The organism is Pseudomonas sp. PA-1-3F (assembly GCF_021609665.1).
In the GTDB taxonomy this organism is placed as follows: domain Bacteria; phylum Pseudomonadota; class Gammaproteobacteria; order Pseudomonadales; family Pseudomonadaceae; genus Aquipseudomonas; species Aquipseudomonas paracarnis.
The window spans coordinates 14,096-39,647 of record NZ_WJZD01000040.1 but is presented as its reverse complement, the minus strand read 5'-3'; the positions used below and the strand labels follow the sequence as shown (position 1 = coordinate 39,647).

General features: G+C 61.0%; 17 protein-coding genes. 14 read left to right on the top strand and 3 right to left on the bottom strand.

Going from position 1 to position 25,552, the window contains the following annotated elements; translation table 11 throughout:
- Positions 1-25 precede the first annotated feature (25 nt).
- Complete coding sequence (locus GIV26_RS23455) at positions 26-877, bottom strand: DNA-3-methyladenine glycosylase family protein (RefSeq protein WP_200583308.1); 852 nt, start codon at positions 875-877, stop codon at positions 26-28.
- The gene (gene arcD, locus GIV26_RS23450; protein ID WP_236282403.1) at positions 874-2,301 is read right to left on the bottom strand and encodes an arginine-ornithine antiporter; all 1,428 of its coding nucleotides are present in this window, start codon (positions 2,299-2,301) and stop codon (positions 874-876) included. Before arcD (GIV26_RS23450) ends, GIV26_RS23455 begins: the two co-directional genes overlap by 4 nt.
- Before the next feature lie 397 nt (positions 2,302-2,698).
- Here arcD (GIV26_RS23450) and arcD (GIV26_RS23445) point away from each other — a divergent pair, with 397 nt between their 5' ends.
- From arcD (GIV26_RS23445) to GIV26_RS23390, 12 genes are all read left to right on the top strand, one after another.
- Positions 2,699-4,126, top strand: a complete 1,428-nt coding sequence (gene arcD / locus GIV26_RS23445) for an arginine-ornithine antiporter (RefSeq protein ID WP_014719693.1) — start codon at positions 2,699-2,701, stop codon at positions 4,124-4,126.
- A 24-nt stretch (positions 4,127-4,150) separates the two neighbouring features.
- Positions 4,151-5,407 (top strand): arginine deiminase, encoded by a 1,257-nt coding sequence (arcA, locus tag GIV26_RS23440; RefSeq protein ID WP_014719694.1) that lies wholly within the window; start codon positions 4,151-4,153, stop codon positions 5,405-5,407.
- Between the two features lie 12 nt (positions 5,408-5,419).
- Positions 5,420-6,430 carry an ornithine carbamoyltransferase gene (locus GIV26_RS23435; RefSeq protein WP_014719695.1) on the top strand — a complete coding sequence of 337 codons (1,011 nt, stop codon included), beginning with the start codon at positions 5,420-5,422 and terminating at the stop codon, positions 6,428-6,430.
- Positions 6,431-6,566: 136 nt separating this feature from the next.
- Positions 6,567-7,496, top strand: a complete 930-nt coding sequence (arcC, locus tag GIV26_RS23430; protein WP_186527757.1) for a carbamate kinase — start codon at positions 6,567-6,569, stop codon at positions 7,494-7,496.
- 18 nt (positions 7,497-7,514) lie between these two features.
- On the top strand, positions 7,515-7,877 hold the full coding sequence (locus GIV26_RS23425) for a DUF5064 family protein (RefSeq protein ID WP_057975114.1): 363 nt from the start codon (positions 7,515-7,517) through the stop codon (positions 7,875-7,877).
- Between the two features lie 173 nt (positions 7,878-8,050).
- Entirely contained in the window at positions 8,051-9,559 is a 1,509-nt protein-coding gene (locus GIV26_RS23420) for a sigma-54-dependent transcriptional regulator (protein WP_003193823.1), read from the top strand.
- 406 nt (positions 9,560-9,965) lie between these two features.
- Positions 9,966-10,349 (top strand): glycine cleavage system protein GcvH, encoded by a 384-nt coding sequence (gene gcvH, locus GIV26_RS23415; RefSeq protein WP_014719698.1) that lies wholly within the window; start codon positions 9,966-9,968, stop codon positions 10,347-10,349.
- Positions 10,350-10,359: 10 nt separating this feature from the next.
- Entirely contained in the window at positions 10,360-13,197 is a 2,838-nt protein-coding gene (gcvP, locus tag GIV26_RS23410) for an aminomethyl-transferring glycine dehydrogenase (RefSeq protein ID WP_236282401.1), read from the top strand.
- Positions 13,198-13,358: 161 nt separating this feature from the next.
- Positions 13,359-14,735: an L-serine ammonia-lyase gene (locus GIV26_RS23405; RefSeq protein ID WP_236282399.1), complete on the top strand. Its 1,377-nt coding sequence runs from the start codon at positions 13,359-13,361 to the stop codon at positions 14,733-14,735.
- 39 nt (positions 14,736-14,774) lie between these two features.
- A complete protein-coding gene (gene gcvT / locus GIV26_RS23400) occupies positions 14,775-15,899 on the top strand; it encodes a glycine cleavage system aminomethyltransferase GcvT (protein WP_054898393.1) in 1,125 nt (374 codons plus the stop codon).
- A 392-nt stretch (positions 15,900-16,291) separates the two neighbouring features.
- Complete coding sequence (locus GIV26_RS23395) at positions 16,292-16,504, top strand: cold-shock protein (RefSeq protein ID WP_034128555.1); 213 nt, start codon at positions 16,292-16,294, stop codon at positions 16,502-16,504.
- A 95-nt stretch (positions 16,505-16,599) separates the two neighbouring features.
- The gene (locus tag GIV26_RS23390; RefSeq protein ID WP_034128556.1) at positions 16,600-17,088 is read left to right on the top strand and encodes an RDD family protein; all 489 of its coding nucleotides are present in this window, start codon (positions 16,600-16,602) and stop codon (positions 17,086-17,088) included.
- A gap of 125 nt (positions 17,089-17,213) precedes the next feature.
- On the opposite strand, the gene nadA is transcribed toward GIV26_RS23390, so the two are convergent.
- On the bottom strand, positions 17,214-18,272 hold the full coding sequence (gene nadA / locus GIV26_RS23385; protein WP_003193840.1) for a quinolinate synthase NadA: 1,059 nt from the start codon (positions 18,270-18,272) through the stop codon (positions 17,214-17,216).
- Between the two features lie 473 nt (positions 18,273-18,745).
- On the opposite strand from nadA, the gene GIV26_RS23380 reads away from it, so the two are divergent.
- Positions 18,746-20,461 (top strand): ShlB/FhaC/HecB family hemolysin secretion/activation protein, encoded by a 1,716-nt coding sequence (locus GIV26_RS23380; protein ID WP_198790641.1) that lies wholly within the window; start codon positions 18,746-18,748, stop codon positions 20,459-20,461.
- Between the two features lie 120 nt (positions 20,462-20,581).
- The gene (locus GIV26_RS23375) at positions 20,582-25,537 is read left to right on the top strand and encodes a hemagglutinin repeat-containing protein (protein WP_236282397.1); all 4,956 of its coding nucleotides are present in this window, start codon (positions 20,582-20,584) and stop codon (positions 25,535-25,537) included.
- The last annotated feature ends 15 nt before the right edge of the window (positions 25,538-25,552 follow it).

The window sequence follows — 25,552 nt, the reverse complement described above, 5'->3', positions numbered from 1 at the left end:
AGGTTTTTCGCGAGCAAGCTCGCTCCTACAGGGTTGTCCACAAATGCTGCGCCGCATACGCCCTCAACGGCCGCCACGCCTCGGCACGCGCCAATAACTGCCGCGCCGATACCGGCCCACCTTCCAAAGCCGCCAAAGCATTGATCAGCCCGATATCCCCCGACGCAAACGCATCCGCCTCGCGCAACTGGCGCATGGCGATGTACTGCGCGGTCCACTCTCCAATCCCCGGCAATGCCACTAGCCTTGCAACGCCGTCCTGGAGGCTAGCCTTGGGTTCGAAAAGCTGTGGGTCATCCAACAGCGCCTGGGCCACACCAGACAACGTACGGCCCCGCGCCTTGGGCATGCCCAGGGTAGTCAGGTCCGCCGCAGCCAACACTTCAGGTGTCGGAAACAGGTGGGTAATACCGGCGTGCGGGGTTTGCAGGGTCTGGCCATACTGCGCCACCAACTTGCCCGCCAGGCGAATCGCCGCCACCACGGTGATCTGCTGGCCCAGCACTGCACGAATCGCCAGTTCCAACCCGTCCCAGGTGCCTGGCAACCGTAGGCCAGGGTGGGCCGCAACCAGTTGCGCCATCAGGGGGTCTTGCGACAATTGCGCGTTGATCACCTCAGGCACCGCATCCAGATCAAACATCCTGCGCAAGCGCCGCTCGATCTCAGGCATCGCTGCAGGCTCGGGAAAGTCGACCGTCACCTCCAGCCAATCCCCCACGCCCGGTTCGAGGCTGACCCAGCCATGTCGGCCCGCCACACTGATACTGCGCCGATACACCCCGGCGTCCACGGCTTCCAACCCGGTAATCGCCCGCGCCGATAGGAACCCCAGCATCGCCGCCCAGTCGTAGGGCGGTTGATACGCCAGTCTCACAGTGACAATACCCCGCTATACAGCCCATACGCGGCTAACCCGGCGCCCGCGATCACGCCGCTGAAAATGCCTTTTTCCACGGTGGTAAACAAGGGTTGGCCCTGCTCGCGCTTGGCCAGGGCAAACAGGATCACACCCGGTGCGTACAGCAACGCCGACAGCAGCAAATACTTCAAGCCCCCCGCATACAGCAGCCAAATCGCGTAGCCGAGGGCAACCAGCCCCACCAGCAGATCTTTCATGCGCCGGCGCTGCCAGCCTGCATAGGTTTCGCCGCGCGCGCTCAACAGCACCGCATAGGCCGCCGACCACAAATAAGGCACCAGGATCATTGAGGAAGCCAGGTAGATCAGGGTGGTGTAGGTGCTGGCGGAAAACAGCGTGATCACCAGGAATGCCTGGATCATCACGTTGGTCAGCCATAAGGCATTGACCGGCACCTGATTGGCGTTTTCCTTCTTCAGGAACGCCGGCATGGTCTTGTTCTGGGCGGTGGCATAGAGGATTTCCGCGCACAGCAGCGCCCACGAGAGCAACGCGCCGAGCAGCGAAACCGCCAGGCCGATACTGATCAATACCGCGCCCCAAGGCCCGACGATATGCTCCAACACACCGGCCAGAGACGGGTTCTGCAATTGCGCCAGCTCCGGCTGGCTCATGATGCCCAGGGACAACACATTCACCAGCACCAGCAAGGCCAGCACGCCCACGAAACCAATCACAGTGGCGCGCCCCACGTCCGAGCGTTTCCGCGCCCGCGCCGAATACACACTGGCGCCTTCGATCCCGATAAACACAAACACCGTGACCAGCATCATGTGGCGCACCTGCTCGACCACGCTGCCCATCTGCGGGTTACCCATTCCCCAGATATCGCGGGTGAAAATATCCGCCTTGAATGCAACGGCGGCGATCACGATAAACATCAGCAGCGGCACGATCTTCGCCACCGTCGTCACCTGATTGATGAACGCTGCCTCTTTGATCCCGCGCATCACCAGAAAATGTACGGCCCACAGCAACAGCGACGCGCAGCCGATGGCAAGCGGCGTATTGCCCTGGCCGAACGCCGGAAAAAAGTAGCCGAGGGTGCTAAATAGCAAGACGAAATAACCGACATTGCCCATCCACGCACTGATCCAGTAACCCCAGGCGGATGAAAAGCCCATGTAATCGCCAAAACCCGCCTTGGCGTAGGCATACACCCCGGAGTCCAGTTCGGGCTTACGGTTCGCCAACGTCTGGAACACAAAGGCCAGGGTCAGCATGCCGATGGCGGTGATCGCCCAGCCGATCAAGATGGCCCCCACTTCGGCACGGGAAGCCATGTTCTGCGGCAATGAAAAGATGCCGCCGCCAATCATCGAGCCCACCACCAGGGCAATCAGGGCACTGAGCCGAAGTTTCTGGGCGGGTTGGGTCATGCAGCTTCCTCGAAATAAACGGTTGGGCGACAACTGCGCACATAAGTAATTCAGATTAATGACGTTGTCATAACATAAGGATATGTAAAGGTAGGAAGTTTAGGCTTATTTAGAATTTAAATACGTTAATTATGAAGCGATAGTCAAACAACGTACAAAAAATTTGCACATTCGCAAATACGAACTAGCGTCAACACCCATGTCCTCGACCAAATGATTAACCACAAAGCAAAGAGCGCTCTATCAAGCGCCTTTGCGGGACTTGTTCGCCCGCAAAAACCTCACCCTAAGTCGTTAATTCACAATGGAATGTGCCAATGAAGTGATCTGAGTCAGCTGTTTGATTAGCGCACGGAATTATTCTGTGGTCTCTCTTCTCCTGCATTGGAGTCATGCAATGTCTGAAACTCCCGGAAAACTTCGACTAGGCGCCCTGGTCGCACTTGTCGTCGGCTCGATGATTGGCGGCGGTATCTTTTCATTGCCACAAAACATGGCCGCCAGCGCCGATGTCGGTGCGGTGTTGATCGGCTGGGTGATTACCGCCATCGGCATGTTGACCCTCGCCTTCGTGTTCCAGACCCTCGCCAACCGCAAGCCTGACCTCGACGGCGGGGTCTACGCCTACGCCAAGGCCGGTTTCGGCGACTACATGGGTTTTTCATCTGCCTGGGGTTACTGGATCAGCGCCTGGCTGGGCAACGTCGGCTACTTCGTCTTGCTGTTCAGCACCTTGGGCTATTTCTTCCCGGTCTTTGGCGAGGGCAATACCCCGACGGCGGTGATCGCTGCGTCAGTGCTGTTGTGGGCCGTGCATTTCCTGGTGCTGCGCGGCATCAAGGAAGCCGCGTTCATTAACCTGGTAACCACCGTCGCCAAGGTGGTGCCGCTGCTGCTGTTCGTGCTCATCGCGCTGTTCGCGTTCAAGCTGGACATCTTCACCGCCGACATCTGGGGCGTGAAAAACCCGGACCTGGGCAGTGTGATGAACCAGGTGCGCAACATGATGCTGGTCACCGTGTGGGTGTTTATCGGCATCGAAGGCGCGAGCATCTTCTCGTCCCGTGCCGAGAAACGCAGCGACGTGGGCAAGGCCACCGTGATCGGCTTTATCACCGTGCTGCTGTTCCTGATGCTGGTGAACGTGCTGTCCCTGGGGATCATGACCCAGCCGGAACTGGCCAAGCTGCAAAACCCGTCGATGGCCGCCGTGCTGGAGCATGTGGTGGGCCACTGGGGCGCGGTGCTGATCAGCGTGGGCTTGATCATCTCCCTGCTCGGCGCGCTGCTGTCCTGGGTGCTGCTGTGTGCGGAGATCATGTTCGCCGCCGCCAAGGACCACACCATGCCGGAGTTCCTGCGCAAGGAGAACGCCAACCACGTGCCGGTCAACGCCCTGTGGCTGACCAACGCAATGGTGCAGATATTCCTGGTGATCACGCTGTTTTCCGCCAGCACTTACCTGTCACTGATCTACCTCGCCACCTCGATGATCCTGGTGCCTTACCTGTGGTCGGCGGCCTACGCCCTGCTGCTGGCGGTGCGCGGCGAGACCTACGAGAACGCCCTCAAAGAGCGCAGGAAAGACCTGTTCATCGGCGCCATCGCCCTGATCTATGCGATCTGGCTGCTGTATGCCGGCGGCACCAAATACCTGCTGCTCTCCGCCCTGCTCTACGCCCCCGGCGCGATCCTGTTCGCCAAGGCCAAGCGTGAACTGGGCAAACCGATTTTCACCCCCGTCGAGAAGCTGATTTTCGCCGCAGTGGTCATTGGCGCCCTGGTGGCGGCCTATGGGCTCTACGACGGCTTCCTGACCCTGTAATTGTTGTTCACTGGAGGATCTGTAATGACCACGGAAAAAGTGAAGTACGGCGTACATTCCGAAGCCGGCAAACTGCGCAAAGTCATGGTGTGCTCCCCAGGTTTGGCCCACCAGCGGCTGACCCCCAACAACTGCGACGAGCTGCTGTTCGATGACGTGCTGTGGGTGGCCCAGGCCAAGCGCGACCACTTCGACTTCGTGACCAAGATGCGCGAGCGGGACATTGATGTGCTGGAAATGCACAACCTGCTCACCGACATCGTCGCCAACCCCGAAGCGCTGGACTGGATTCTGGAACGCAAGATCACCGCCAACACGGTAGGCCTGGGCCTGGTCGATGAAGTCGGCTCGTGGCTGCGCAGCCTGGAGCCGCGCAAAATCAGCGAATACCTGATTGGCGGCGTATCGGCCGACGACCTGCCGAGCAGCTTCGGTGGCAAGACCATCGAGATGTTCCGCGATTTTCTCGGCCACGCCAGTTTCATCCTGCCGCCGCTGCCCAATACCCAGTTCACCCGCGACACCACCTGCTGGATCTACGGCGGCGTGACGCTCAACCCGATGTACTGGCCGGCGCGACGCCAGGAAACCCTGCTGACCAGCGCCATCTATAAATTCCACCCTGAGTTCACCAACGCGGACTTCCAGATCTGGTACGGCGACCCCGACCAAGAACATGGCGCCGCGACGCTGGAAGGCGGCGACGTGATGCCGATTGGCAATGGCGTGGTGTTGATCGGCATGGGTGAGCGCTCCTCCCACCAGGCCATCGGCCAACTGGCGCGCAACCTGTTCCAGAACAAAGCCGTGGAACGCGTCATCGTTGCCGGCCTGCCCAAATCCCGCGCCGCGATGCACCTGGACACCGTGTTCAGCTTCTGCGACCGCGACCTGGTCACCGTCTTCCCCGAAGTAGTCAACCAGATCGTGCCGTTCACCCTGCGCCCTGACGAGAGCAAGCCCCACGGCATCGACATCCAGCGCGAGAAAACCAACTTCCTCGAAACCGTGGCCGCAGCGCTCAACCTCAAGGCGCTACGTGTCGTCGAGACCGGCGGCAACAGCTTCGCCGCCGAACGCGAGCAATGGGATGACGGCAACAACGTGGTGGCCGTGGAACCGGGTGTGGTGATTGGCTACGACCGCAACACCTACACCAACACCCTGCTGCGCAAGGCCGGTGTGGAAGTGATCACCATCAGCGCCGGTGAACTCGGCCGTGGCCGTGGCGGCGGCCACTGCATGACCTGCCCGATCATCCGCGACCCTATCGACTATTAAGGAGATTCCATCATGGCTTTCAATATGCGCAACCGCAGCCTGCTGTCGCTGATGCACCACACTACCCGCGAGCTGCATTACCTGCTGGACCTGTCCCGCGACCTCAAACGCGCCAAATACACCGGCACCGAGCGCCCGCACTTGCAGGGCAAGAACATCGCGCTGATCTTCGAAAAAACCTCGACCCGCACTCGCTGCGCCTTCGAAGTCGCGGCCCATGACCAGGGCGCCCACGTCACCTACATCGACCCGGTGTCGTCGCAGATCGGCCACAAAGAAAGCATGAAAGACACCGCCCGCGTGTTGGGCCGGATGTTCGATGCCATCGAGTACCGTGGTTTTGAGCAGGAAATCGTCGAAGAGCTGGCCAAGTTCGCCGGTGTGCCGGTGTTCAACGGCCTCACCGCTGAATTCCACCCGACCCAGATGATCGCCGACACCTTGACCATGCGCGAACACAGCGACAAGCCGCTGCATGACATCAGCTACGCGTACCTCGGGGACGCCCGCTACAACATGGGCAACTCGCTGCTGATGATCGGCGCCAAGCTCGGCATGGACGTGCGCATCGGCGCGCCGAAAGCGCTGTGGCCCCATGAAGATTTCATCAAGCAATGCCAGGCCTTTGCCGAGGAAAGCGGCGCGCGCATCACCATCACCGAAGACCCGAAAGAAGCCGTGAAGGGCGTGGACTTCATCCACACCGATATCTGGGTATCCATGGGCGAACCGGTGGAAGCGTGGGACGAGCGCATCGAGCAACTGCTGCCGTACCAGGTCAACGCCAAGATGATGAAAGCCTCGGGCAACCCTCGGGTGAAATTCATGCATTGCCTGCCGGCGTTCCACAACAGTGAAACCAAGGTCGGCAAGGACATCGCGGCGCGCTATCCGCACCTGGCCAATGGCGTGGAAGTGACCGAAGAGGTGTTCGAGTCGCCGGCCAATATTGCCTTCGAGCAGGCGGAAAACCGCATGCATACCATCAAGGCGATTCTGGTGTCGGCGTTGGCGGATATCTAACCCCACTCTGATCGTTCCCACGCTCCGCGTGGGAATGCAGCCAGTGGCGCTCTGCGCCACAAGAGCGGACGCAGAGCGTCCGGTGGGGCATTCCCACGCAGAGCGTGGGAACGATCATTCTAGAAGGACATTCTGTATGCGCATCGTCGTAGCCCTGGGCGGCAACGCCCTCCTGCGTCGTGGTGAACCCATGACCGCAGACAACCAACGCGCCAATATCCGCATCGCCACCGAACAGATCGCCAAGATCCACCCCGGCAACGAGTTGGTGATCGCCCACGGCAACGGCCCGCAAGTCGGCCTGCTGTCATTGCAGGCAGCGGCCTACACCAGCGTCTCGCCTTACCCACTGGACGTGCTGGGCGCCGAGACCGAGGGCATGATCGGCTACATCATTGAACAGGAACTGGGCAACCTGCTGGACTTCGAAGTGCCGTTCGCCACCCTGCTCACCCAGGTCGAAGTCGACGCCAAGGACCCGGCCTTCCAGAACCCCACCAAGCCTATCGGCCCTGTGTACGCCAAAGCCGAAGCCGAGAAGCTCGCCGCCGAAAAAGGTTGGGCCATCGCGCCCGACGGCGACAAATACCGCCGTGTAGTCGCCAGCCCGCGTCCCAAACGCATCTTTGAAATTCGCCCGATCAAGTGGCTGCTGGAGAAAAAAGCCATCGTGATCTGCGCCGGTGGTGGCGGCATCCCAACCATGTATGGCGAAGACGGCAAGCTGCGCGGCATTGAAGCGGTGATCGACAAAGACTTGTGTTCCTCCTTGCTGGCCACGCAACTGGAGGCCGATTTGCTGGTGATCGCCACCGACGTCAACGCCGCCTTTATCGACTTCGGCAAGCCCACCCAGAAGGCCATCGGCCAGGCCCACCCCGACGAGATGGAAAAACTCGGCTTCGCCGCCGGCTCCATGGGCCCCAAGGTACAAGCCGCCTGCGAGTTCGCCCGTCAGACTGGCAAAACCGCGGTGATCGGTTCACTCTCGGACATCGAAGCCATCGTCCAGGGCAGCGCCGGCACGCGCATCAGCACGGCAAAACCTGGCATCACCTACCTGTGAAGTTGAGGAGAAACGCCTATGGCTATCTTTGAACCCGGCCACTTGCATATCGAGCGACACGCGCTGAACAAGGACGATGTCAGCTACGACCTGTGCCTGGACTACGAAGTCGTCACGGATGACCGCGAAGGCAAAGGCATGCAGTTCACCCTGCATGGCAGCATCCAGGGCAAGGACATGAAGGAAACCTTTTTCCTGCCCAAGGACCAGGCCTATAACTTCGCCAGCAATGTGACCAAGATTGTCGAAAAATACGGCATTCCCAAGACCCATAGCAGCGTCGGTTCACAGCACAAGCATTACGACCTGATGTTTGAGGATGTGCGCCAGCAGTTGGATATGAAATCCGGCGACCCGGTCAAACCCGAACACCTGGAATAACCTGCCCCCCAATCGAATGTGGGAGCTGGCTTGCCTGCGATAGCGACGTGTCAGACGATATTTTCGGTAACTGACCCACCGCCATCGCAGGCAAGCCAGCTCCCACATTTTGATCTCCACCGGCTCCAAGGCATACTGGCCACCCTCAGCACTCCAGAATCAAGATCCGCCCCATGCGTATCCACGTCAGCTTCATCGACCGCGTCGGCATCACCCAGGAAGTCCTGGCCTTGCTCGGTGGGCGCAATCTCAATCTGGATGCGGTGGAGATGGTGCCGCCCAATGTCTATATCGATGCGCCGACCCTCAGCGCCGAAGTGCTCGAAGAACTGCGCGACGCGTTGTTCAGCGTGCACGGCGTGCAAGCGGTAAAGGTCGTCGACATCCTTCCGGGCCAGCGTCGCCACCTGCAACTCGATGCCCTGCTGGCGGCCATGACCGACCCGGTGCTGGCCCTGGACAGTGCAGGCAAGATCCTGCTGGCCAATCCGGCGCTGATCGCCTTGTACGGGCGTGAACCGGCTGGTGAGAGCATCGCCGAGCTGTTCGATGATCCGGCCTTGCTGGAAACCTTGCTGGACCAGGGCTTTCGCTTGCCGTTGCGCGAGATCAGCGTCAACGGCCAAACCCTGCTGCTGGGCGCCACGCCGATCACCGACGCCGGCGCCCTGCTCACCCTCTACCAGCCCAACCGCATCGGCGAACAACTGTCGGCGCTGCACCATGACCATGCCGAAGGGTTTGATGCGCTGCTGGGCGAGTCCCCGGCGATCCGCACGCTCAAGGCGCGGGCGCAACGGGTGGCGGCACTGGATGCACCGCTGCTGATCCAAGGCGAAACCGGTACCGGCAAAGAGCTGGTGGCCCGCGCCTGCCACGCCATCAGTGCGCGCCACAGTGCGCCGTTTCTGGCACTGAACTGCGCGGCACTGCCGGAAAACCTCGCCGAAAGCGAATTGTTCGGCTATGCCCCTGGCGCCTTTACCGGCGCGCAACGCGGTGGCAAACCAGGGCTGATGGAGCTGGCCAACCAGGGCACGGTGTTCCTCGATGAGATCGGCGAGATGTCGCCGTACCTGCAAGCCAAGCTGCTGCGTTTTCTCAATGACGGCAGCTTTCGCCGCGTGGGTGGCGACCGCGAAGTGAAGGTCAATGTGCGCATCCTCAGCGCCACCCACCGCGACCTGGAAAAGATGGTCAGCGAAGGCACCTTTCGCGAAGATCTGTTTTACCGCCTCAACGTGCTCAACGTCGCCGTGCCGCCCTTGCGTGAACGCGGCCAGGACATCCTGCTGCTGGCGCGCTACTTCATGCAGCAAGCCTGCGCGCAGATCCAGCGCCCGGTCTGCCGCCTGGCGCCGGGTACCTATCCAGCCCTGCTGGGCAACCACTGGCCGGGCAACGTGCGGCAGTTGCAAAACGTGATCTTCCGCGCTGCCGCCATCTGCGAAAGCAGCCTGGTGGACATCGGTGACCTGGACATCGCCGGCACCTCCGTGGCGCGCCAGAGCGATGGTGAAGTCGACAGCCTGGAACAGGCCGTGGAAGATTTCGAGCGCAGCCTGCTGGAAAGCCTCTACAGCCGCTACCCCTCGACCCGCCAACTGGCCAGCCGGCTACAAACCTCCCACACGGCTATCGCCCATCGCCTGCGCAAATACGGCATTCCCAACAAACCCTGACGGAATAAACGCGGTTCAACTGTGGGAGCTGGCTTGCCTGCGATAGCGTCGGGTCATCCAACGCCTTAGTGACGGGTAGACCGCTATCGCAGGCAAGCCAGCTCCCACAGAGACCGCATTACAGATTTGGTCTGAGAACGACATTCCGTGTACTGAAAGCGCTACAGCGTAACGATATCGCTACAACCCTGTTTTTTGCGCGCCATGCAAGGCTTTGATCCACATAGGCTTTTTTTCACGCACCGGACTGTAGCGAAATCGCTACAGCGTACTCAGCCAACCTTCTCGCGAAATTTATTAACCTGTTGATCTATAACGACTTAATAACATTGGCCGCGATATTGCTAAGCAACTCCTCATTATTCCAATCCCGTCCACCAGACGATTCTGGCCCTGAGGAGTTTCCATGAGCGAGTTGCGTTTCACTGAAGATCACGAATGGCTGCGCGCCGAAGCCGATGGCAGCGTCACCGTGGGTATCACCGCTTTTGCGCAGAACGCGCTGGGTGATGTGGTTTTCGTGCAACTGCCAGAGTTGCAGGCTTATACCAAGGGCGCCGAAGCCTCCACCGTGGAGTCGGTCAAGGCCGCCAGTGGTGTGTACATGCCGTTGGACGGTGAAGTCCTCGAAGTCAACGACAAGCTCGATGGCAGCCCGGAACTGGTCAACGAAGACCCGATGGGCGAAGGCTGGTTCTTCCGTTTTAAACCCGCCGATGCCGATGCAGTGGCTAAGCTGTTGGATCAGGATGCGTACGACCGCCTGATCAAAGCCAACGCTGAAGCCTGAGGAGCGCGCCATGACCGTTAATCTGACCACCGCCAACGAATTCATCGCCCGCCACATCGGCCCGCGCCAGGAAGATGAGCAGCAAATGCTCGCCAGCCTGGGGTTTGATTCCCTCGAAGCCCTGAGCGCCAGCGTGATCCCGGAAAGCATCAAGGGCACCAGCGTGCTCGGCCTGGAAGACGGCCTGAGCGAAGCCCAGGCCCTGGCCAAGATCAAGGCCATCGCCAGCCAGAACCAATTGTTCAAGACCTACATCGGCCAGGGCTACTACAACTGCCATACGCCGTCGCCGATCCTGCGCAACCTGCTGGAAAACCCGGCCTGGTACACCGCCTACACGCCGTATCAACCCGAGATTTCCCAAGGCCGCCTGGAAGCGCTGCTGAATTTCCAGACCCTGATCAGCGACCTCACCGGCCTGCCGATTGCCAACGCCTCCCTGCTCGACGAAGCCACGGCCGCCGCCGAAGCCATGACCTTCTGCAAGCGCCTGAGCAAGAACAAAAGCAGCAACGCGTTCTTCGCTTCGGTGCACAGCCACCCACAAACCCTCGACGTCCTGCGCACTCGCGCCGAACCACTGGGCATCGATGTAGTAGTGGGCGATGAGCGCGAACTGACCGACGTCAGCCCGTTCTTCGGCGCCCTGCTGCAATACCCGGCCAGCAACGGCGATGTGTTCGACTATCGCGAACTGACCGAACGTTTCCACGCCGCCAACGCACTGGTCGCCGTGGCCGCCGACCTGCTGGCCCTGACCCTGCTGACGCCGCCGGGTGAATTCGGCGCCGACGTCGCCATTGGCAGCGCACAACGCTTTGGCGTGCCACTGGGCTTCGGTGGCCCGCACGCGGCGTACTTCTCCACCAAGGATGCGTTCAAGCGCGACATGCCAGGCCGTCTGGTCGGTGTGTCGGTAGACCGCTTCGGTAAGCCGGCCCTGCGCCTGGCCATGCAAACCCGCGAGCAACATATCCGCCGCGAGAAAGCCACCAGCAACATCTGCACCGCGCAAGTGCTGCTGGCCAATATCGCCAGCATGTACGCCGTGTACCACGGCCCCAAGGGCCTGACGCAGATCGCCCAGCGCATTCACCAACTGACCGCGATCCTGGCCAAGGGTTTGACTGCCCTGGGCCAGAAAGTCGAGCAGGCACACTTCTTCGACACCCTGACAATCCACACCGGCGCCCACACCGCAGCCCTGCACGACAAGGCCCGCGCCCAGCGCATCAACTTGCGCGTGGTGGATGGCGAACGCGTTGGCCTGTCGGTCGACGAAACCACCACCCAGGCCGATATCCAAGCCTTGTGGGCCATCTTCGCCGACGGCAAAACCCTGCCAGCCTTTGCTGCAACCGAAAGCACGCTGCCGAGCGCATTGCTGCGCCAGTCGCCGATCCTCAGCCACCCGGTGTTCAACCGTTATCACTCGGAAACCGAGCTGATGCGCTACCTGCGCAAGCTGGCCGACAAGGACCTGGCCCTGGACCGCACCATGATCCCGCTGGGCTCGTGCACCATGAAGCTCAACGCCGCCAGCGAAATGATCCCGGTGACCTGGGCCGAATTCGGTGCCCTGCACCCGTTCGCCCCCGCCGCGCAAAGCGCCGGCTACCAGCAACTGACCAGCGAACTGGAAGCCATGCTCTGCGCGGCCACCGGTTACGACGCGATCTCCCTGCAACCCAACGCCGGTTCCCAGGGTGAGTACGCCGGCCTCTTGGCCATCCGTGCCTATCACCAGAGCCGTGACGAAGAACGTCGCGACATCTGCCTGATCCCGTCGTCAGCCCACGGTACCAACCCTGCGACCGCCAACATGGCCGGCATGCGCGTGGTGGTCACCGCTTGCGATGCACGCGGCAACGTCGACATCGAAGACCTGCGCGCCAAGGCCATCGAGCACCGCGAGCACCTCGCAGCACTGATGATCACCTACCCCTCTACCCACGGCGTGTTCGAGGAAGGTATTCGCGAAATCTGCGGGATCATTCATGACAACGGCGGCCAGGTGTACATCGACGGCGCCAACATGAACGCCATGGTCGGCCTGTGCGCACCGGGCAAGTTCGGCGGCGATGTGTCCCACCTGAACCTGCACAAAACCTTCTGCATTCCCCACGGCGGTGGCGGCCCGGGCGTTGGCCCGATTGGCGTCAAGTCGCACCTCACGCCATTCCTGCCCGGCCACGCCGCCATGGAACGCAAGGAAGGCGCGGTGTGCGCTGCGCCGTTCGGCAGCGCGAGCATTCTGCCGATCACCTGGATGTACATCAGCATGATGGGCGGCGCCGGCCTCAAGCGTGCGTCGCAGTTGGCGATCCTGAATGCCAACTACATTTCCCGTCGCCTGGAAGAGCACTACCCGGTGCTGTACACCGGCAGCAATGGCCTGGTGGCCCACGAATGCATCCTGGACCTGCGCCCGTTGAAAGACAGCAGCGGCATCAGCGTGGACGACGTGGCCAAGCGCCTGATCGATTTTGGTTTCCATGCGCCGACCATGTCGTTCCCGGTGGCCGGCACCTTGATGATCGAGCCCACCGAAAGTGAATCCAAGGAAGAGCTGGACCGCTTCTGCGACGCCATGATCGCTATCCGCGAAGAGATCCGTGCGGTAGAAAACGGCACCCTCGACAAAGACGACAACCCCCTCAAGAACGCGCCGCACACGGCTGCGGAACTGGTAGGCGAATGGAGCCACCCATACAGCCGTGAACAAGCGGTGTACCCGGTAGCGTCGTTGATCGAAAGCAAGTACTGGCCACCGGTTGGCCGGGTCGACAACGTGTTTGGCGATCGCAACCTGGTGTGTGCGTGCCCTTCTATCGAGAGCTACGCCTGATCTGACGGGAGATACGCGGCCAGTGTGAGAGCTGGCTTGCCTGCGATAGCGGTGTATCAGCCGACAGTGATGTTGCCTGACCCACCGTTATCGCGGGCAAGCCCGGTTCCCACATTGACCGAGTCGGCTTTCAGAAAATAATAAGAAACCGGAGAACAACCATGTCCCTTAGCGTGTTCGACCTGTTCAAGATTGGCATCGGCCCCTCCAGTTCCCACACCGTCGGCCCGATGCGTGCCGCCGCTCGATTCGTCGAGGGGCTCAAGCGTGACAACCTGCTGGAGGCCACCACCGGCATCAAGGTGGAACTCTACGGATCACTGGGCGCCACCGGCAAAGGCCACGGCAGCGACAAGGCTGTGTTGCTGGGCCTGGAAGGCGAACACCCGGACACCGTGAATACCGAAACCGTGGCTGCACGCCTGGCGCAGATGCGCAGTGACGGGCGCCTCAACCTGCTCGGCGAACACAGCATTGCGTTCAACGAGAAAGAACACCTGGCGATGATCCGCAAGCCCCTTGCCTATCATCCCAACGGCATGATCTTTCGTGCCTTTGACGCCGCCGGCATCCAGACCCGCAGCCGCGAGTACTACTCGGTCGGTGGCGGTTTCGTGGTGGATGAAGACGCGGCGGGCGCCGACCGTATCGTCGAAGACGCTACCCCCCTGACCTTCCCGTTCAGACACGCCAAGGACTTGCTCGGCCACTGCACCACCTATGGCCTGTCTATCAGCCAGGTGATGCTGACCAATGAAAGTGCCTGGCGCCCGGAAGCCGAAACCCGCAGCGGTTTGTTGAAGATCTGGCAGGTCATGCAGGATTGCGTCGATGCCGGCTGTCGCAACGAAGGCATCTTGCCCGGAGGCTTGAAGGTCAAGCGCCGGGCAGCGGCCTTGCACAGGCAGTTGTGCAAGAACCCGGAGTCGGCGCTGCGCGACCCGCTGTCGGTGCTCGATTGGGTCAACCTGTATGCGCTGGCGGTCAACGAAGAAAACGCCAATGGCGGGCGCGTGGTCACCGCGCCCACCAACGGCGCGGCCGGGATCATTCCCGCCGTGCTGCATTACTACATGCGTTTTATCCCCGGCGCGAACGAAGACGGCGTAGTGCGCTTTTTGCTCACCGCGGCCGCCATCGGCATTTTGTACAAGGAAAACGCTTCGATCTCAGGCGCCGAAGTCGGTTGCCAGGGCGAAGTCGGCGTGGCCTGTTCCATGGCCGCAGGCGCACTCTGCGAAGTGCTGGGCGGCAGCGTGTCCCAAGTGGAAAACGCCGCCGAGATCGGCATGGAACACAACCTCGGCCTGACCTGCGACCCAATTGGCGGGCTGGTGCAGGTGCCGTGCATCGAGCGCAATGCCATGGGCTCGGTGAAGGCGATCAATGCGGTGCGCATGGCCCTGCGTGGCGACGGGCAGCACTTTGTGTCCCTCGACAAGGTCATCCGCACCATGCGCCAAACGGGCGCCGACATGAAAAGCAAATACAAGGAAACCGCCCGTGGCGGTTTGGCGGTCAACATTATCGAGTGCTGACGCCCACAAGCGCGTCGGCACGTTTTTCAGGAGTTGAATATGTCCACCGAAACCCTGTTGAAAACCCCATTGCATGCCCTGCACCTGGAACTGGGCGCACGCATGGTGCCCTTCGCCGGCTACGACATGCCGGTGCAGTATCCATTGGGCGTGATGAAGGAACACCTGCATACCCGTGAACAGGCCGGGTTGTTCGACGTCTCCCACATGGGCCAGATTCGTCTCACTGGCGCGAATGCCGCCAAGGCTCTGGAGACCCTGGTGCCCGTCGATATCATCGACCTGCCAGTAGGCATGCAGCGCTATGCGATGTTCACCAATGAGCAAGGCGGCATCCTCGACGACCTGATGGTCGCCAACCTGGGCAACGACGAATTGTTCCTGGTGGTCAACGCCGCCTGCAAGGACCAGGACCTGGCGCACCTGCGTACACATATCGGCGACCAATGCACCATCGAACCGCTGTTCGAAGAACGCGCCCTGCTGGCCCTGCAAGGCCCTGCGGCAGTGAAAGTATTGGCGCGCCTGGCCCCTGAAGTCACTCAGATGACCTTCATGCAATTCGCCACCCTGCGTTTGCTGGGCGTGGACTGCTACGTCAGCCGCTCCGGCTACACCGGTGAAGACGGTTTTGAAATCTCCGTGCCGGCCGCCAATGCCGAGAGCCTGGCCCGCAGCCTGCTGGCCGAAACCGAAGTGCAGGCGATCGGCCTGGGCGCTCGCGATTCGCTACGCCTGGAAGCCGGCTTGTGTTTGTACGGCCACGACATGAACACCGACACCACGCCAATCGAAGCCAGCCTGCTGTGGGCGATTTCCAAGGCTCGGCGTGCCGATGGCGCACGGGCCGGCGGCTTCCCTGGCGCCGACCGCATCTTCACTCAGCAGCAAACCGGTGTGGCGCGCAAACGCGTAGGCCTGCTGCCGCAGGAGCGTACCCCGGTGCGTGAAGGCGCTGAAATTGTCGATGCACAAGGTACGGTTATCGGCAGCGTCTGCAGCGGGGGCTTTGGTCCAACCTTGGGCGGCCCTCTGGCAATGGGTTACCTGGACAGCGCATTTGTCGCACTGGATACCGAAGTTTGCGCAATGGTACGTGGGAAAAAGGTGCCACTGCGTGTAAGTAAAATGCCATTTGTTCCGCAACGTTACTACCGTGGCTGATTGACTGTTTCTATAAGTAACGCGGTTGCGTTAACGTGCACTAAACTGTAACGCAACCGCCATAAAACAGTGCATTCACGATAGGCTTTTTATAGCTGACGCCCTATAACAAGTGAATAACTCTATCGAATAAGCCAGTATCAGAACATTCAACAAAGTGTCATGAGCCCCAGTAAAATCAGGGCCTGCACAAGGGCTTGTTTTTTTCATATTAGTTGGCGTAGAGTTTGCCCACTGTGTTTGCATGGGTCGCTTGGAACCTGGACCTGGGCAGTAGCTCAAGTAGTTTGCTACAACCCGTTCGACGTCTCTTACTTTCCTGCAACCCAGCCCAGTACTCTTTCGTTTGAAAGGGGCTGTCATTAATTTTTAGCGTCAAAGGAAAGAAGAAAATGGCTGAGCGTCAGAGCGGTACCGTCAAGTGGTTCAACGACGAAAAAGGCTTTGGTTTTATCACTCCTGAAAGCGGCCCGGATCTGTTCGTGCATTTCCGCGCTATTCAGGGCAATGGCTTCAAGAGCCTGAAGGAAGGCCAGAAAGTGACTTTCGTCGCTGTGCAGGGCCAGAAAGGCATGCAGGCTGACGAAGTCCACGCAGAAGCCTGATCCTTACCTGCGACAAAAAGCCCCTGATATGACATCAGGGGCTTTTTTATGGGCGCCATTGCGTAAACTGCGTGCTTTCTCCAGAGAGCCCTGCCATGTCCAAACCCCTGTTGAGCCCCCAGGGCGAATTCCCCGCCGTTGGCCTGGGCCGCCGCCTGGCAGCGATGTTCTACGACTTTCTTTTATGTACCGCACTGCTGATCGTCACCGCATTTATCTACAAGCTGGTGTGGATCGCCTTCGTGGGCGAAGCGAAGATGCGCACGCTCACCGAATCCGGCGCGCTGGACGGTGACCCGTTGCTGTCCACGATCCTGCTGTTCGTGCTCTTCGGGTTCTTCGCCAAGTTCTGGACTCATTCGGGGCAAACCCTGGGCATGCAGGTGTGGGGCGTGCGCGTGCAGAACGCCGACGGGTCGCGGATCAGCCTGTGGCAGGCACTGCTGCGTTTTGTGGTGTCGATTGCGTCATGGCTGTGCGTGGGGTTGGGATTTATCTGGTCGTTGTTCGATAAACACAAACGCAGCTGGCATGACATCTATTCGGATACGCAGTTGGTGCGGATCCCGAAGCAAAAGAAGTAACTCAAGCGCATCACAGATCAACTGTGGGAGCTGGCTTGCCTGCGATAGCGGTGTTGCAGTCAAAAACACCTGTAACTGTTACACCGCTATCGCAGGCAAGCCAGCTCCCACATTTTGATTTGTGTTCAGGCGTTGCCGGCCAGTTTCAATCGTGCGGCCTGGGTGAAGTCCAACATACGCTTGAGCGGTCGTACCGCCTGCGGAATCACCGCCGGCTCCACGAAGATCTCATTACTGCCCTCACGCAAACACTGCAACGTACGCTCCAGTGTGTTCATTGCCATCCACGGGCAGTGCGCGCAACTGCGACAGGCTGCACCGTTACCGGCGGTAGGCGCTTCGACAAAGACTTTGTCCGGGCACAACTGCTGCATCTTGTAGAAGATGCCGCGGTCGGTCGCGACGATAAAGGTCTTGTTCGGCAAGCGTTGCGCCGCAGCGATCAGTTGGCTGGTGGAACCCACCGCGTCAGCCAATTCGATCACCGAAGTCGGTGACTCCGGGTGCACCAGGATTGCCGCATCCGGGTACAGCGCCTTCATGTCTTCGAGCTGCTTGGACTTGAATTCTTCGTGGACGATGCAGGCACCGTCCCACAGCAGCATATCGGCACCAGTCTGGCGCTGGATGTAGGTGCCCAGGTGTTTGTCCGGACCCCAGATAATGGTCTCGCCGTTGTCCATCAGGCTTTCGACAATTTCCAGCGCGCAGCTGGAAGTCACCACCCAATCCGCCCGAGCTTTGACCGCCGCCGAGGTGTTGGCATAGACCACCACGGTGCGCTCGGGGTGCTGATCGCAGAACGCGGAAAACTCATCCACCGGGCAACCCAGGTCCAGGGAGCACGTGGCTTCCAGGGTAGGCATCAGGATGCGTTTTTCAGGCGTAAGGATCTTGGCGGTCTCGCCCATGAAGCGCACGCCAGCCACCAGTACGGTTTTGGCCGGGTGAGCGGCGCCGAAGCGCGCCATCTCCAGGGAATCGGAAACACAACCACCGGTTTCTTCGGCCAGGGCCTGAATCACCGGGTCGCAATAAAAGTGGGCAACCAGCACCGCGTCCTGAGCCTTGAGCTCGGCGGCAATGGCGGTTCGCAGGCTCGCCTCTTCGGCAGCGCTGAGAACCTTGGGCTGCTTGGCGTCGAGGTGAGCTTGAACCAGTAGGCGTTCGGAAATGTGCGTCATGTTCGCAAGACCTGCAGGCGCAGTAGCGCGAAAGTCGAGTGTACCACCGGCTCAGGAGCCCTTCGGGCGCCGCCGGACGAAGTGTTTTTGTTCATCAAGCACGGGTACAGCTTAAAGCTGCGCAAGGCTACAGAATATCCAATGGATTCAAAAGCCTAATCTGGCAACCGGGCAAGGTACTCAGTTCCTCGCCGCGGCACGCCGATTAGGTGAAGCCCAGACAACAATCAAAACCGCGCCGCCCCCTCCCGCCTCCTGAAAAATCAGGATTTTTGGGCTGAGACGCCCATTCGCGCACTAAATTTGTGCATTTGAGCACTACATCACACGATTTTTCTTACAGAATGTGCAATAAATCCTACGGCGATGTAACAAACCGTTCAGCACTCACTCAAGTGGGGCAAGTCTGCGCTGAGTTCAAGGTTTAGCTCGTGCGGTGTGGATCGTGTGTATTTCTACGTTAAGGATGTCGAGTGCCAAATCAGCTCTCAACCGGACACTTGAGTTGTACCCGGAACCTGGGCATTGCCCTGCTCTGCCTGTGGGCGCTGCCCGTGGCTGGCGCCGAGGCGCCGCAGCCAGGCCAGGAAGCCCTGCGCTTGCAACAGCAACAGCAACGCGACCTGCAGCAATTACAATTGGAGCAGCGCCAACGCCAGATGCAACGTGGCAGTTTCGGTACGCCAGCGGCCACACCGGCCTTGCCAACAGACATCGCCAAGGACGAACGCTGCTGGCCCTTGAGCGGTACGCGCCTGGCCGGGGTCACGCTGTTCAGCCGTGCCGAGTTGGACAAACACATCGAGCCCTACGTGGCGCCTTGCATGGGCGTCACCCAGATCAACCGCCTGCTGGCCGAGGTTACGCGGCTGTATGTCGAGGCCGGTTATATCGCCAGCCGCCCCTACCTGATCAGCGCGCCCGCCGCCGGGCAACCGCTGGATATTCACGTCGAAGAAGGCTACCTGGAGGCCATCGAACTGGCCGACCAGAGCCTGCCGGTGTCATTGGGTGGGGCATTCCCCGGGATGCTCGGCAAGCCACTGAACCTGCGAGATCTGGAGCAGGGCCTGGACCAGCTCAACCGCCTGCGCTCGGTGGACCTCACGGCCGACATCGCCCCAGGCAGCACCGCGGGCGCGTCGCGCATCATCCTGCGCTCGCGCAGCAGTGCCTCGCGCTGGGCCCTGGGCCTGGGGGTGGATAACCTCGGCAGCGCCGGCACCGGGCGTGATCGCAATGCGATCAACTTGAGCCTGGACAGCCCGCTGCAAATCAACGACTCGCTCAACCTGAGCTTCAGCGACACGCTCAACCATGGGCCGCGCTACAGCCGCAGCCACAGCCTGTTCTACTCGATCCCCTACGGTTACTGGACCTACAGCCTGTTCGCCAGCCATGCCGAATACCGCTCGCCGTTCAAACTCAGCCGCACCACGTTTTACAACAGTGGCCGCACCGATCAGGTCAGCCTGCGTAGCGACCGTGTGTTGTGGCGCGACCAGGGCCACCAACTCAGCGCCAACCTGCAACTGGCCTACAAAGACGTCGACAGCTACCTACAGAAGGTACACCTGGACATCCAAAGCCCCACGCTGACCGTAGCCGAAGCGGGCATGAACCTGTTCTGGCTCAACAGCGCGGTGTGGAACCTGGACGTCAATTACGCCCAGGGCCTGACCTGGTTCGGCGCCGATCGCGATGCCGACCAGGTGCAGAAAAACCGGCCCAAGGCGCAGTTTCAAAAGTACCGCGCCAACCTCACCCAATGGCGCAACGGCCAATGGGCAGCGCAGCCATGGCAGTGGCAGAGCCAGTTGTCGGTGCAGTACAGCCCGGATGCGTTGCCCGCCATCGAACAGTTGCTGATCACCGACGACTCGGCCGTGCGCGGCTACCGCGAAAACAGTAGTTCCGGTGCCATTGGCGCGGTCTGGCGCAACACCTTGCGCCTGCCGCTCAACACTGACTTGCCGGTGAAGCTCACCCCGCGCCTGGGCCTGGACAACGGCTGGGTCAAGCACGAACACGGCGCCCAGAGCCAACGCCTGAGCGGCGCCAGCGCGGGGCTCAACCTGAGCTGGAAGAACGTACAGCTCGACATCGACTACCAACGCAACCTCAACACCCCCACAGGTTTTCGCCAGGAGCCGGAGGTCTGGCTGACGCGCCTTAGCTTGCAGATATGAGTGTGCACCGATGAGCCAATACCTGTTTTTAGCCTGAGTCACCGCCGTACCTGACCACCCCAGCAGCGTTGCAACGAACAACGCGCGTCGTGGATCAGCCAACACAGAGCGAGATTATTTATGCCGACTACTTCACACAGCTTCCACCTTTCACCCCAGGGCAAACTGCGCTGGGCCATCGCTAGTCTCTTCCTGCTGCCGCAGCTCGCGCTCGCCGCAGGCTTGACCGTCGTCGAAGGCCCTGGCGGTACGCCGCAGCTGCAAAACCAGGGCGGCGTACCCATCGTCAACATCGTCGCGCCGAACGCCGGTGGCCTGTCCCATAACCAGTTCCTGGATTACAACGTCGACCGCCAGGGCCTGGTGTTGAACAATGCCTTGCAAGCTGGCCAGTCCCAACTTGCCGGGCAACTGGCGGCCAACCCGCAGTTCCAGGGCCAGGCGGCGAGCGTGATCCTCAACGAAGTGATCAGCCGCAACGCCTCGACCCTCAACGGCGCCCAGGAGATTTTCGGCCAGGCGGCCGATTACGTGCTGGCCAACCCTAACGGTATTTCGGTGAATGGCGGCAGTTTCATCAACACGCCCAATGCCAACCTGGTGGTGGGCCGCCCTGAACTCAACGACGGCAAGCTGCAAGCCTTGAGCACCCGCGATGCCAACGGCCAACTGACAGTGCAAGGCCAGGGCCTGCACAACCGCGAAGGGTCCATCAACCTGATCGCGCCGCGCATCGACAGCGAAGGTCGCCTCAGTGCCCGCGATCAATTGAACCTCACCGTCGGCAGCAACCAGGTCGATTTCGCCAGCGGGCAGGTACGCCAGGTGGACCCGGCCAGCAAGACCCAGGACCAACGCATCGACGCGCGCCTGTTCGGCGCCATGCAGGCCGGGCGCATCAACATCATCAGCACCGCCGAAGGCGCCGGTGTACGCGTGGGCGGCGTGCAGGTGCAAGGCACTGACGGGGTGAAGATCAGTTCGGCCGGCGACCTTGACATCAGCGGCCAGGTGCGCGCCGACAGCCTCGACGCCACTCGCGCTGGCGTGCACAGCCGCCAGGGCGATATCGACTTGCACAGCGCCAAGGACCTGAACCTGGCCGCCACCGACGTCAGCGGGCGCAACGTCAAACTCGACGCCAGCCGCAACCTGACCCTCAGCAGCCTGGAAAGCCGCAAGCTCCAGGAAAAGCGTGAACAGTGGAACAACAGCAACTTCCTGTTCACCTACGAAACCTACGACCGCACCACCAGCGACAAAGACTCGCGCCAGCACGGCAACAAGGTTGTGGCGCAACAGGATGCGGCGCTGTCTTCCGGTGCCAACACCGAGATCAAAGCCAGCCATGTGGAAGCGGGCAACACTCTGCGCGTCGACAGCGGTGCCAACCTGCACGTTAACGCCGCCACCGAAACCCATGAAACCCGCGACCAGGGCAACCATCGCAAACACCTGTGGAAAGCCAACTGGGATAAATCCAGCAGCGAACAGCGCAGCATCACCAGCAGCCTCAAGGCCGGAAAGACACTGGAGCTGACCAGCCAACAGAAGCTGCAATTGCAAGGCGCCGAGCTGAAAACCCCCGGCGATATTCAACTGGCCGCCCAGCACGTGGAAATCGCCAGCGCCAGCCGTACCCAGAGCAGCAGCGACAATGCCTACTCCGGCGACCTCACCGGTGGCAGCTTCTTCGGCAAGCAAGGCGACGGTAACCAGGGCAAGACGTCGAACACTGGTAGCAAGGTCAACGCCGACGGCAAGCTGATCGTCAAGGCCGACGACGTGCGCATCAGCGGCAGCCAGGCGCGAGGCGGCAAACAGGCCAGCGTCATCAGCGACAAAGGCTCGCTGGTGATCGACGGCGTCCAGGACACCTCCCACGACAACCGCTACAGCAATGACAGCAAGTTCTTCGGTATCTCCAAGGACGAAAGCCGCAAGAACCTCAAGGACAGCACCGTGGTTGCCAGCAACCTGCGCTCGGACAGCAACCTCAAGCTGCAAAGTGCCAAGGACATCACCGTCAGTGGCTCCCAGGTCTCCGCCGCGGGTGAACTGCAAGCGGATGCCAAGGGCGATATCAAGGTCGTTGCCGCCGAGAACACCACCCACGACACCACTCGCACCCATAGCCGTGGCTTCGATGGCTACGCCAAGGAAACCGAGGGTGTCAGCCGCCAGTACCGTGCGGGCCTGAGTTATGAAGACCAGCAGCAAACCCGCCAGACCGACACCACGCAACAACAGGCTTCCAGCCTTAAAGGCGCCAGTGTGGCGGTTAACGCCGCAGGCGATGTCAGCATCACCGGGTCCAACCTCCAGGCCACCGAAGGCGATGCCAGCCTGAGCGGCAAAAACGTCGAGCTGTTGGCCGCCCACGACAAGCGCACCGAAGCCGTCGACAAAACCGCCACCGGCGGCAGTTTCTACTACACCGGCGGCATTGATCGGGCAGGCAGTGGCGCTCAGTTCAGCCACCAAAGCAGCCAAGACACCGCTGAAAAAACCACTGCGCAAACCAGCACCGTGGCCGCGGCCGGCAAGCTGACCATCAACGCTGGCAACACCTTCACCAGCGAGGGTGCACAGGCCAAGGCCGGCGCCGGGCTGCAGGTCAACGCTGGCCAGATCGACAACCAGGCGGCCCATTCCACCGAGACCAGCACCCACAAGGAAAACGGCTGGACCGCCGATGTCGGCGCCAATGTGGAATACAAAGGCATTACCCGCCCGATCGAAAAAGCCGTCGAGGGCGTGGCCCAGGCCAAGTTCCATCAGCCCGGTTTGCTGGATGCATTCGAGCAACCCAATGTCGGCCTGGATGTGGAAGTCGGGCACACGAACAAAACCGGCACAACGCAGGACAGCACCGCCGTGGTCAGCCAGTTCAGTGGCGCCACGGTGCAGGTCAATGCGGCCGGCACCTTGCAGGACGAGGGCACCCAGTACCGCGCCACCGAGGGCGGGCTGAACATCAAGGCGGGCGAGCACGTTGCTACCGCAGCGGCCAACACCCACAGCAGCAGCGAGCAAGGCGTGGACGCCAAGGCTGGCGTGCGAGTCTATACCACCACCGGTGAAGACCTGAATGTGCGCGGCAGTGGCCTGGGCGGCAGCAGCGATGTGCGCGAGTCCAGCAGCACGGCGGTGGTCGGCAGCTATGTGGCCAGCCAAGGCGTGAGCATCGAAGCCAAGGGCGATGCCCGTTATGAAGGCAGCCAGTTCGACGGCGGCCAGGCCGGGGTCAACCTCAATACCGGCGGTGAGCTGGCGCTCAACCAGGCCACCAACACCCAGAGTAAAAACAGCAGCACGCTGCGCGGCAACGGCTCACTGACGGTGGGCACCGCGCCCGGCGCCAATGGCAGCAACGTCAACCTCGGTGCCGGCGTGCAGTTGGATAACAAGCGCCTGGACACCCAGGACAGCCAGGCCCAGGTCGCAACCATCCAGGGCAGCGGCCCCGTGCAACTCAGCAGCGGCGCTGACATGACCCTGCAAGGCACGCAGATCGGCAGTACGGGCGCGAAGGCTGGCGATATCAGCCTCAATGCCGGCGGCAAGCTAAACCTGCAAGCTGCCACCGATAGCCACGTCAGCAACGGCAGCAACCTGGGCGGCGGCCTGACCCTCGGTGCCGGCAAGACCAGCAGCGCCGAAAGCAGCAGCAAGACCGGCAGCCTCAGCGCCAATTTCAATATTGGCAAAGTGGCGGAAAACGACCAGAGCGCCGTCGTCGGGCAATTGCACAGCAGCGGCAAGGTCAGCCTCGCCAGCGGCGCTGATGCAACCGATGCCATCCACTTGCAGGGCACTCAGGTCAGCGCAGCCAGCGTTAGCCTGGATGCGCAAAACGGCGGCATCCTGCAAGAGTCTGCGCAATCGACCCAGACCCATGGTAACTGGGGCGTCACCCTGGGCGCAGGGGGCAGCGTCGGCAAAACCACCCTGGCCGACGCCGGTGAACATGAGACACCCAAGACCCAGCGCGGCATCAATGCGCGGGCCAAGGTCGATGTGGATCACTTGCAAGGTACCACCCAGCACAACAGCCTGATCACGGCGGGTGACGTCACCCTCAACAGTGCCGGCGATACCCATCTGGCCGGAGCGCGTGTCGACGCAGACAAGGTGCATGGCGCGGTGGGCGGCGACCTCGTCGTCGAAAGCCGCAAGGACCAGGTCAACAGCACCCAGGTGAATGTCGACGCCAGGCTGGATGTCGAGAAAAACCAGCCGGGGGTGGTGGATAAGCTGGCCAAAGCCAGCGGCCCATTGAAGGACAAGGTACAAGCCAAGGCTGAAGGCGCGTTCGACAAGCATCGCGACAAGCTGGAGAACGTCGTCGACAAAGGCACCGGGCACCTGGCTTCGGCCAAGAACAGCGTGGTCAACAGCGTGGTCAATGCCAAGGAACGCCTGGGCGAAAAACTCACTCGCAGTGGCAGCTACGATGTGAACCCGGAACCCCGTGGCGCCTTCGGTACCCGCGTGGACAAGGCCAAGGCATACCTGGCAGACAAGACCGATGCCCTGGGCACGCGCTTGTCTGGCTTCAAGGATAAGGTCTGGCCAAAAACCAGCGACAGCTACACCGTCAGTGGCAAAGACACCACCGGCAGCAAGGTGGCCAATACCGCCGAAAGCGTGTTGTTCGGCGACAAGAGCGGCAACACCAGCTACACCCCGACTCTGTATCTGGATGTCAGCCATGTGGCCAAGGACAGCGTCACCCAGGCGTCAGGCATTCGCGCGAGCCACGGCGTCAACCTGCAGGTCAAGGGTGATACCCAGCTTACGGGCGCGCGGATCAGTGCGCCCAATGGCAAGGTTGAGCTGGGTGGCTCCAAGATGACGGCAACCACACTGGCCGGCAGCGACTACCGCGCCGATGTCGGGCTGAACGTTTCGAAGTCACCGGTCAACCTGGCCCTGGGTGCCAAGGACGAACTGACCCAGAAACACGACGACGCCACACGCAATGACCAAGCCTTCAACCTGGGCCCGCTGCGAGCGGGTGGGCACAGTGAAAGCCAGGCCTTGCAGGCGGGGATTGATCAGGCCATCAACTAACGCTTAAAACAGCAG

Bases quoted from the DNA above. Each gene is read 5' to 3' on its own strand.
- arcD (WP_236282403.1), bottom strand. From the start codon at position 2,301: ATGACCCAACCCGCCCAGAAACTTCGGCTCAGTGCCCTGATTGCCCTG.
- arcD (WP_014719693.1), top strand. From the start codon at position 2,699: ATGTCTGAAACTCCCGGAAAACTTCGACTAGGCGCCCTGGTCGCACTT.
- arcA (WP_014719694.1), top strand. From the start codon at position 4,151: ATGACCACGGAAAAAGTGAAGTACGGCGTACATTCCGAAGCCGGCAAA.
- GIV26_RS23435 (WP_014719695.1), top strand. From the start codon at position 5,420: ATGGCTTTCAATATGCGCAACCGCAGCCTGCTGTCGCTGATGCACCAC.
- arcC (WP_186527757.1), top strand. From the start codon at position 6,567: ATGCGCATCGTCGTAGCCCTGGGCGGCAACGCCCTCCTGCGTCGTGGT.
- GIV26_RS23425 (WP_057975114.1), top strand. From the start codon at position 7,515: ATGGCTATCTTTGAACCCGGCCACTTGCATATCGAGCGACACGCGCTG.
- GIV26_RS23420 (WP_003193823.1), top strand. From the start codon at position 8,051: ATGCGTATCCACGTCAGCTTCATCGACCGCGTCGGCATCACCCAGGAA.
- gcvH (WP_014719698.1), top strand. From the start codon at position 9,966: ATGAGCGAGTTGCGTTTCACTGAAGATCACGAATGGCTGCGCGCCGAA.
- gcvP (WP_236282401.1), top strand. From the start codon at position 10,360: ATGACCGTTAATCTGACCACCGCCAACGAATTCATCGCCCGCCACATC.
- GIV26_RS23405 (WP_236282399.1), top strand. From the start codon at position 13,359: ATGTCCCTTAGCGTGTTCGACCTGTTCAAGATTGGCATCGGCCCCTCC.
- gcvT (WP_054898393.1), top strand. From the start codon at position 14,775: ATGTCCACCGAAACCCTGTTGAAAACCCCATTGCATGCCCTGCACCTG.
- GIV26_RS23395 (WP_034128555.1), top strand. From the start codon at position 16,292: ATGGCTGAGCGTCAGAGCGGTACCGTCAAGTGGTTCAACGACGAAAAA.
- GIV26_RS23390 (WP_034128556.1), top strand. From the start codon at position 16,600: ATGTCCAAACCCCTGTTGAGCCCCCAGGGCGAATTCCCCGCCGTTGGC.
- nadA (WP_003193840.1), bottom strand. From the start codon at position 18,272: ATGACGCACATTTCCGAACGCCTACTGGTTCAAGCTCACCTCGACGCC.
- GIV26_RS23375 (WP_236282397.1), top strand. From the start codon at position 20,582: ATGCCGACTACTTCACACAGCTTCCACCTTTCACCCCAGGGCAAACTG.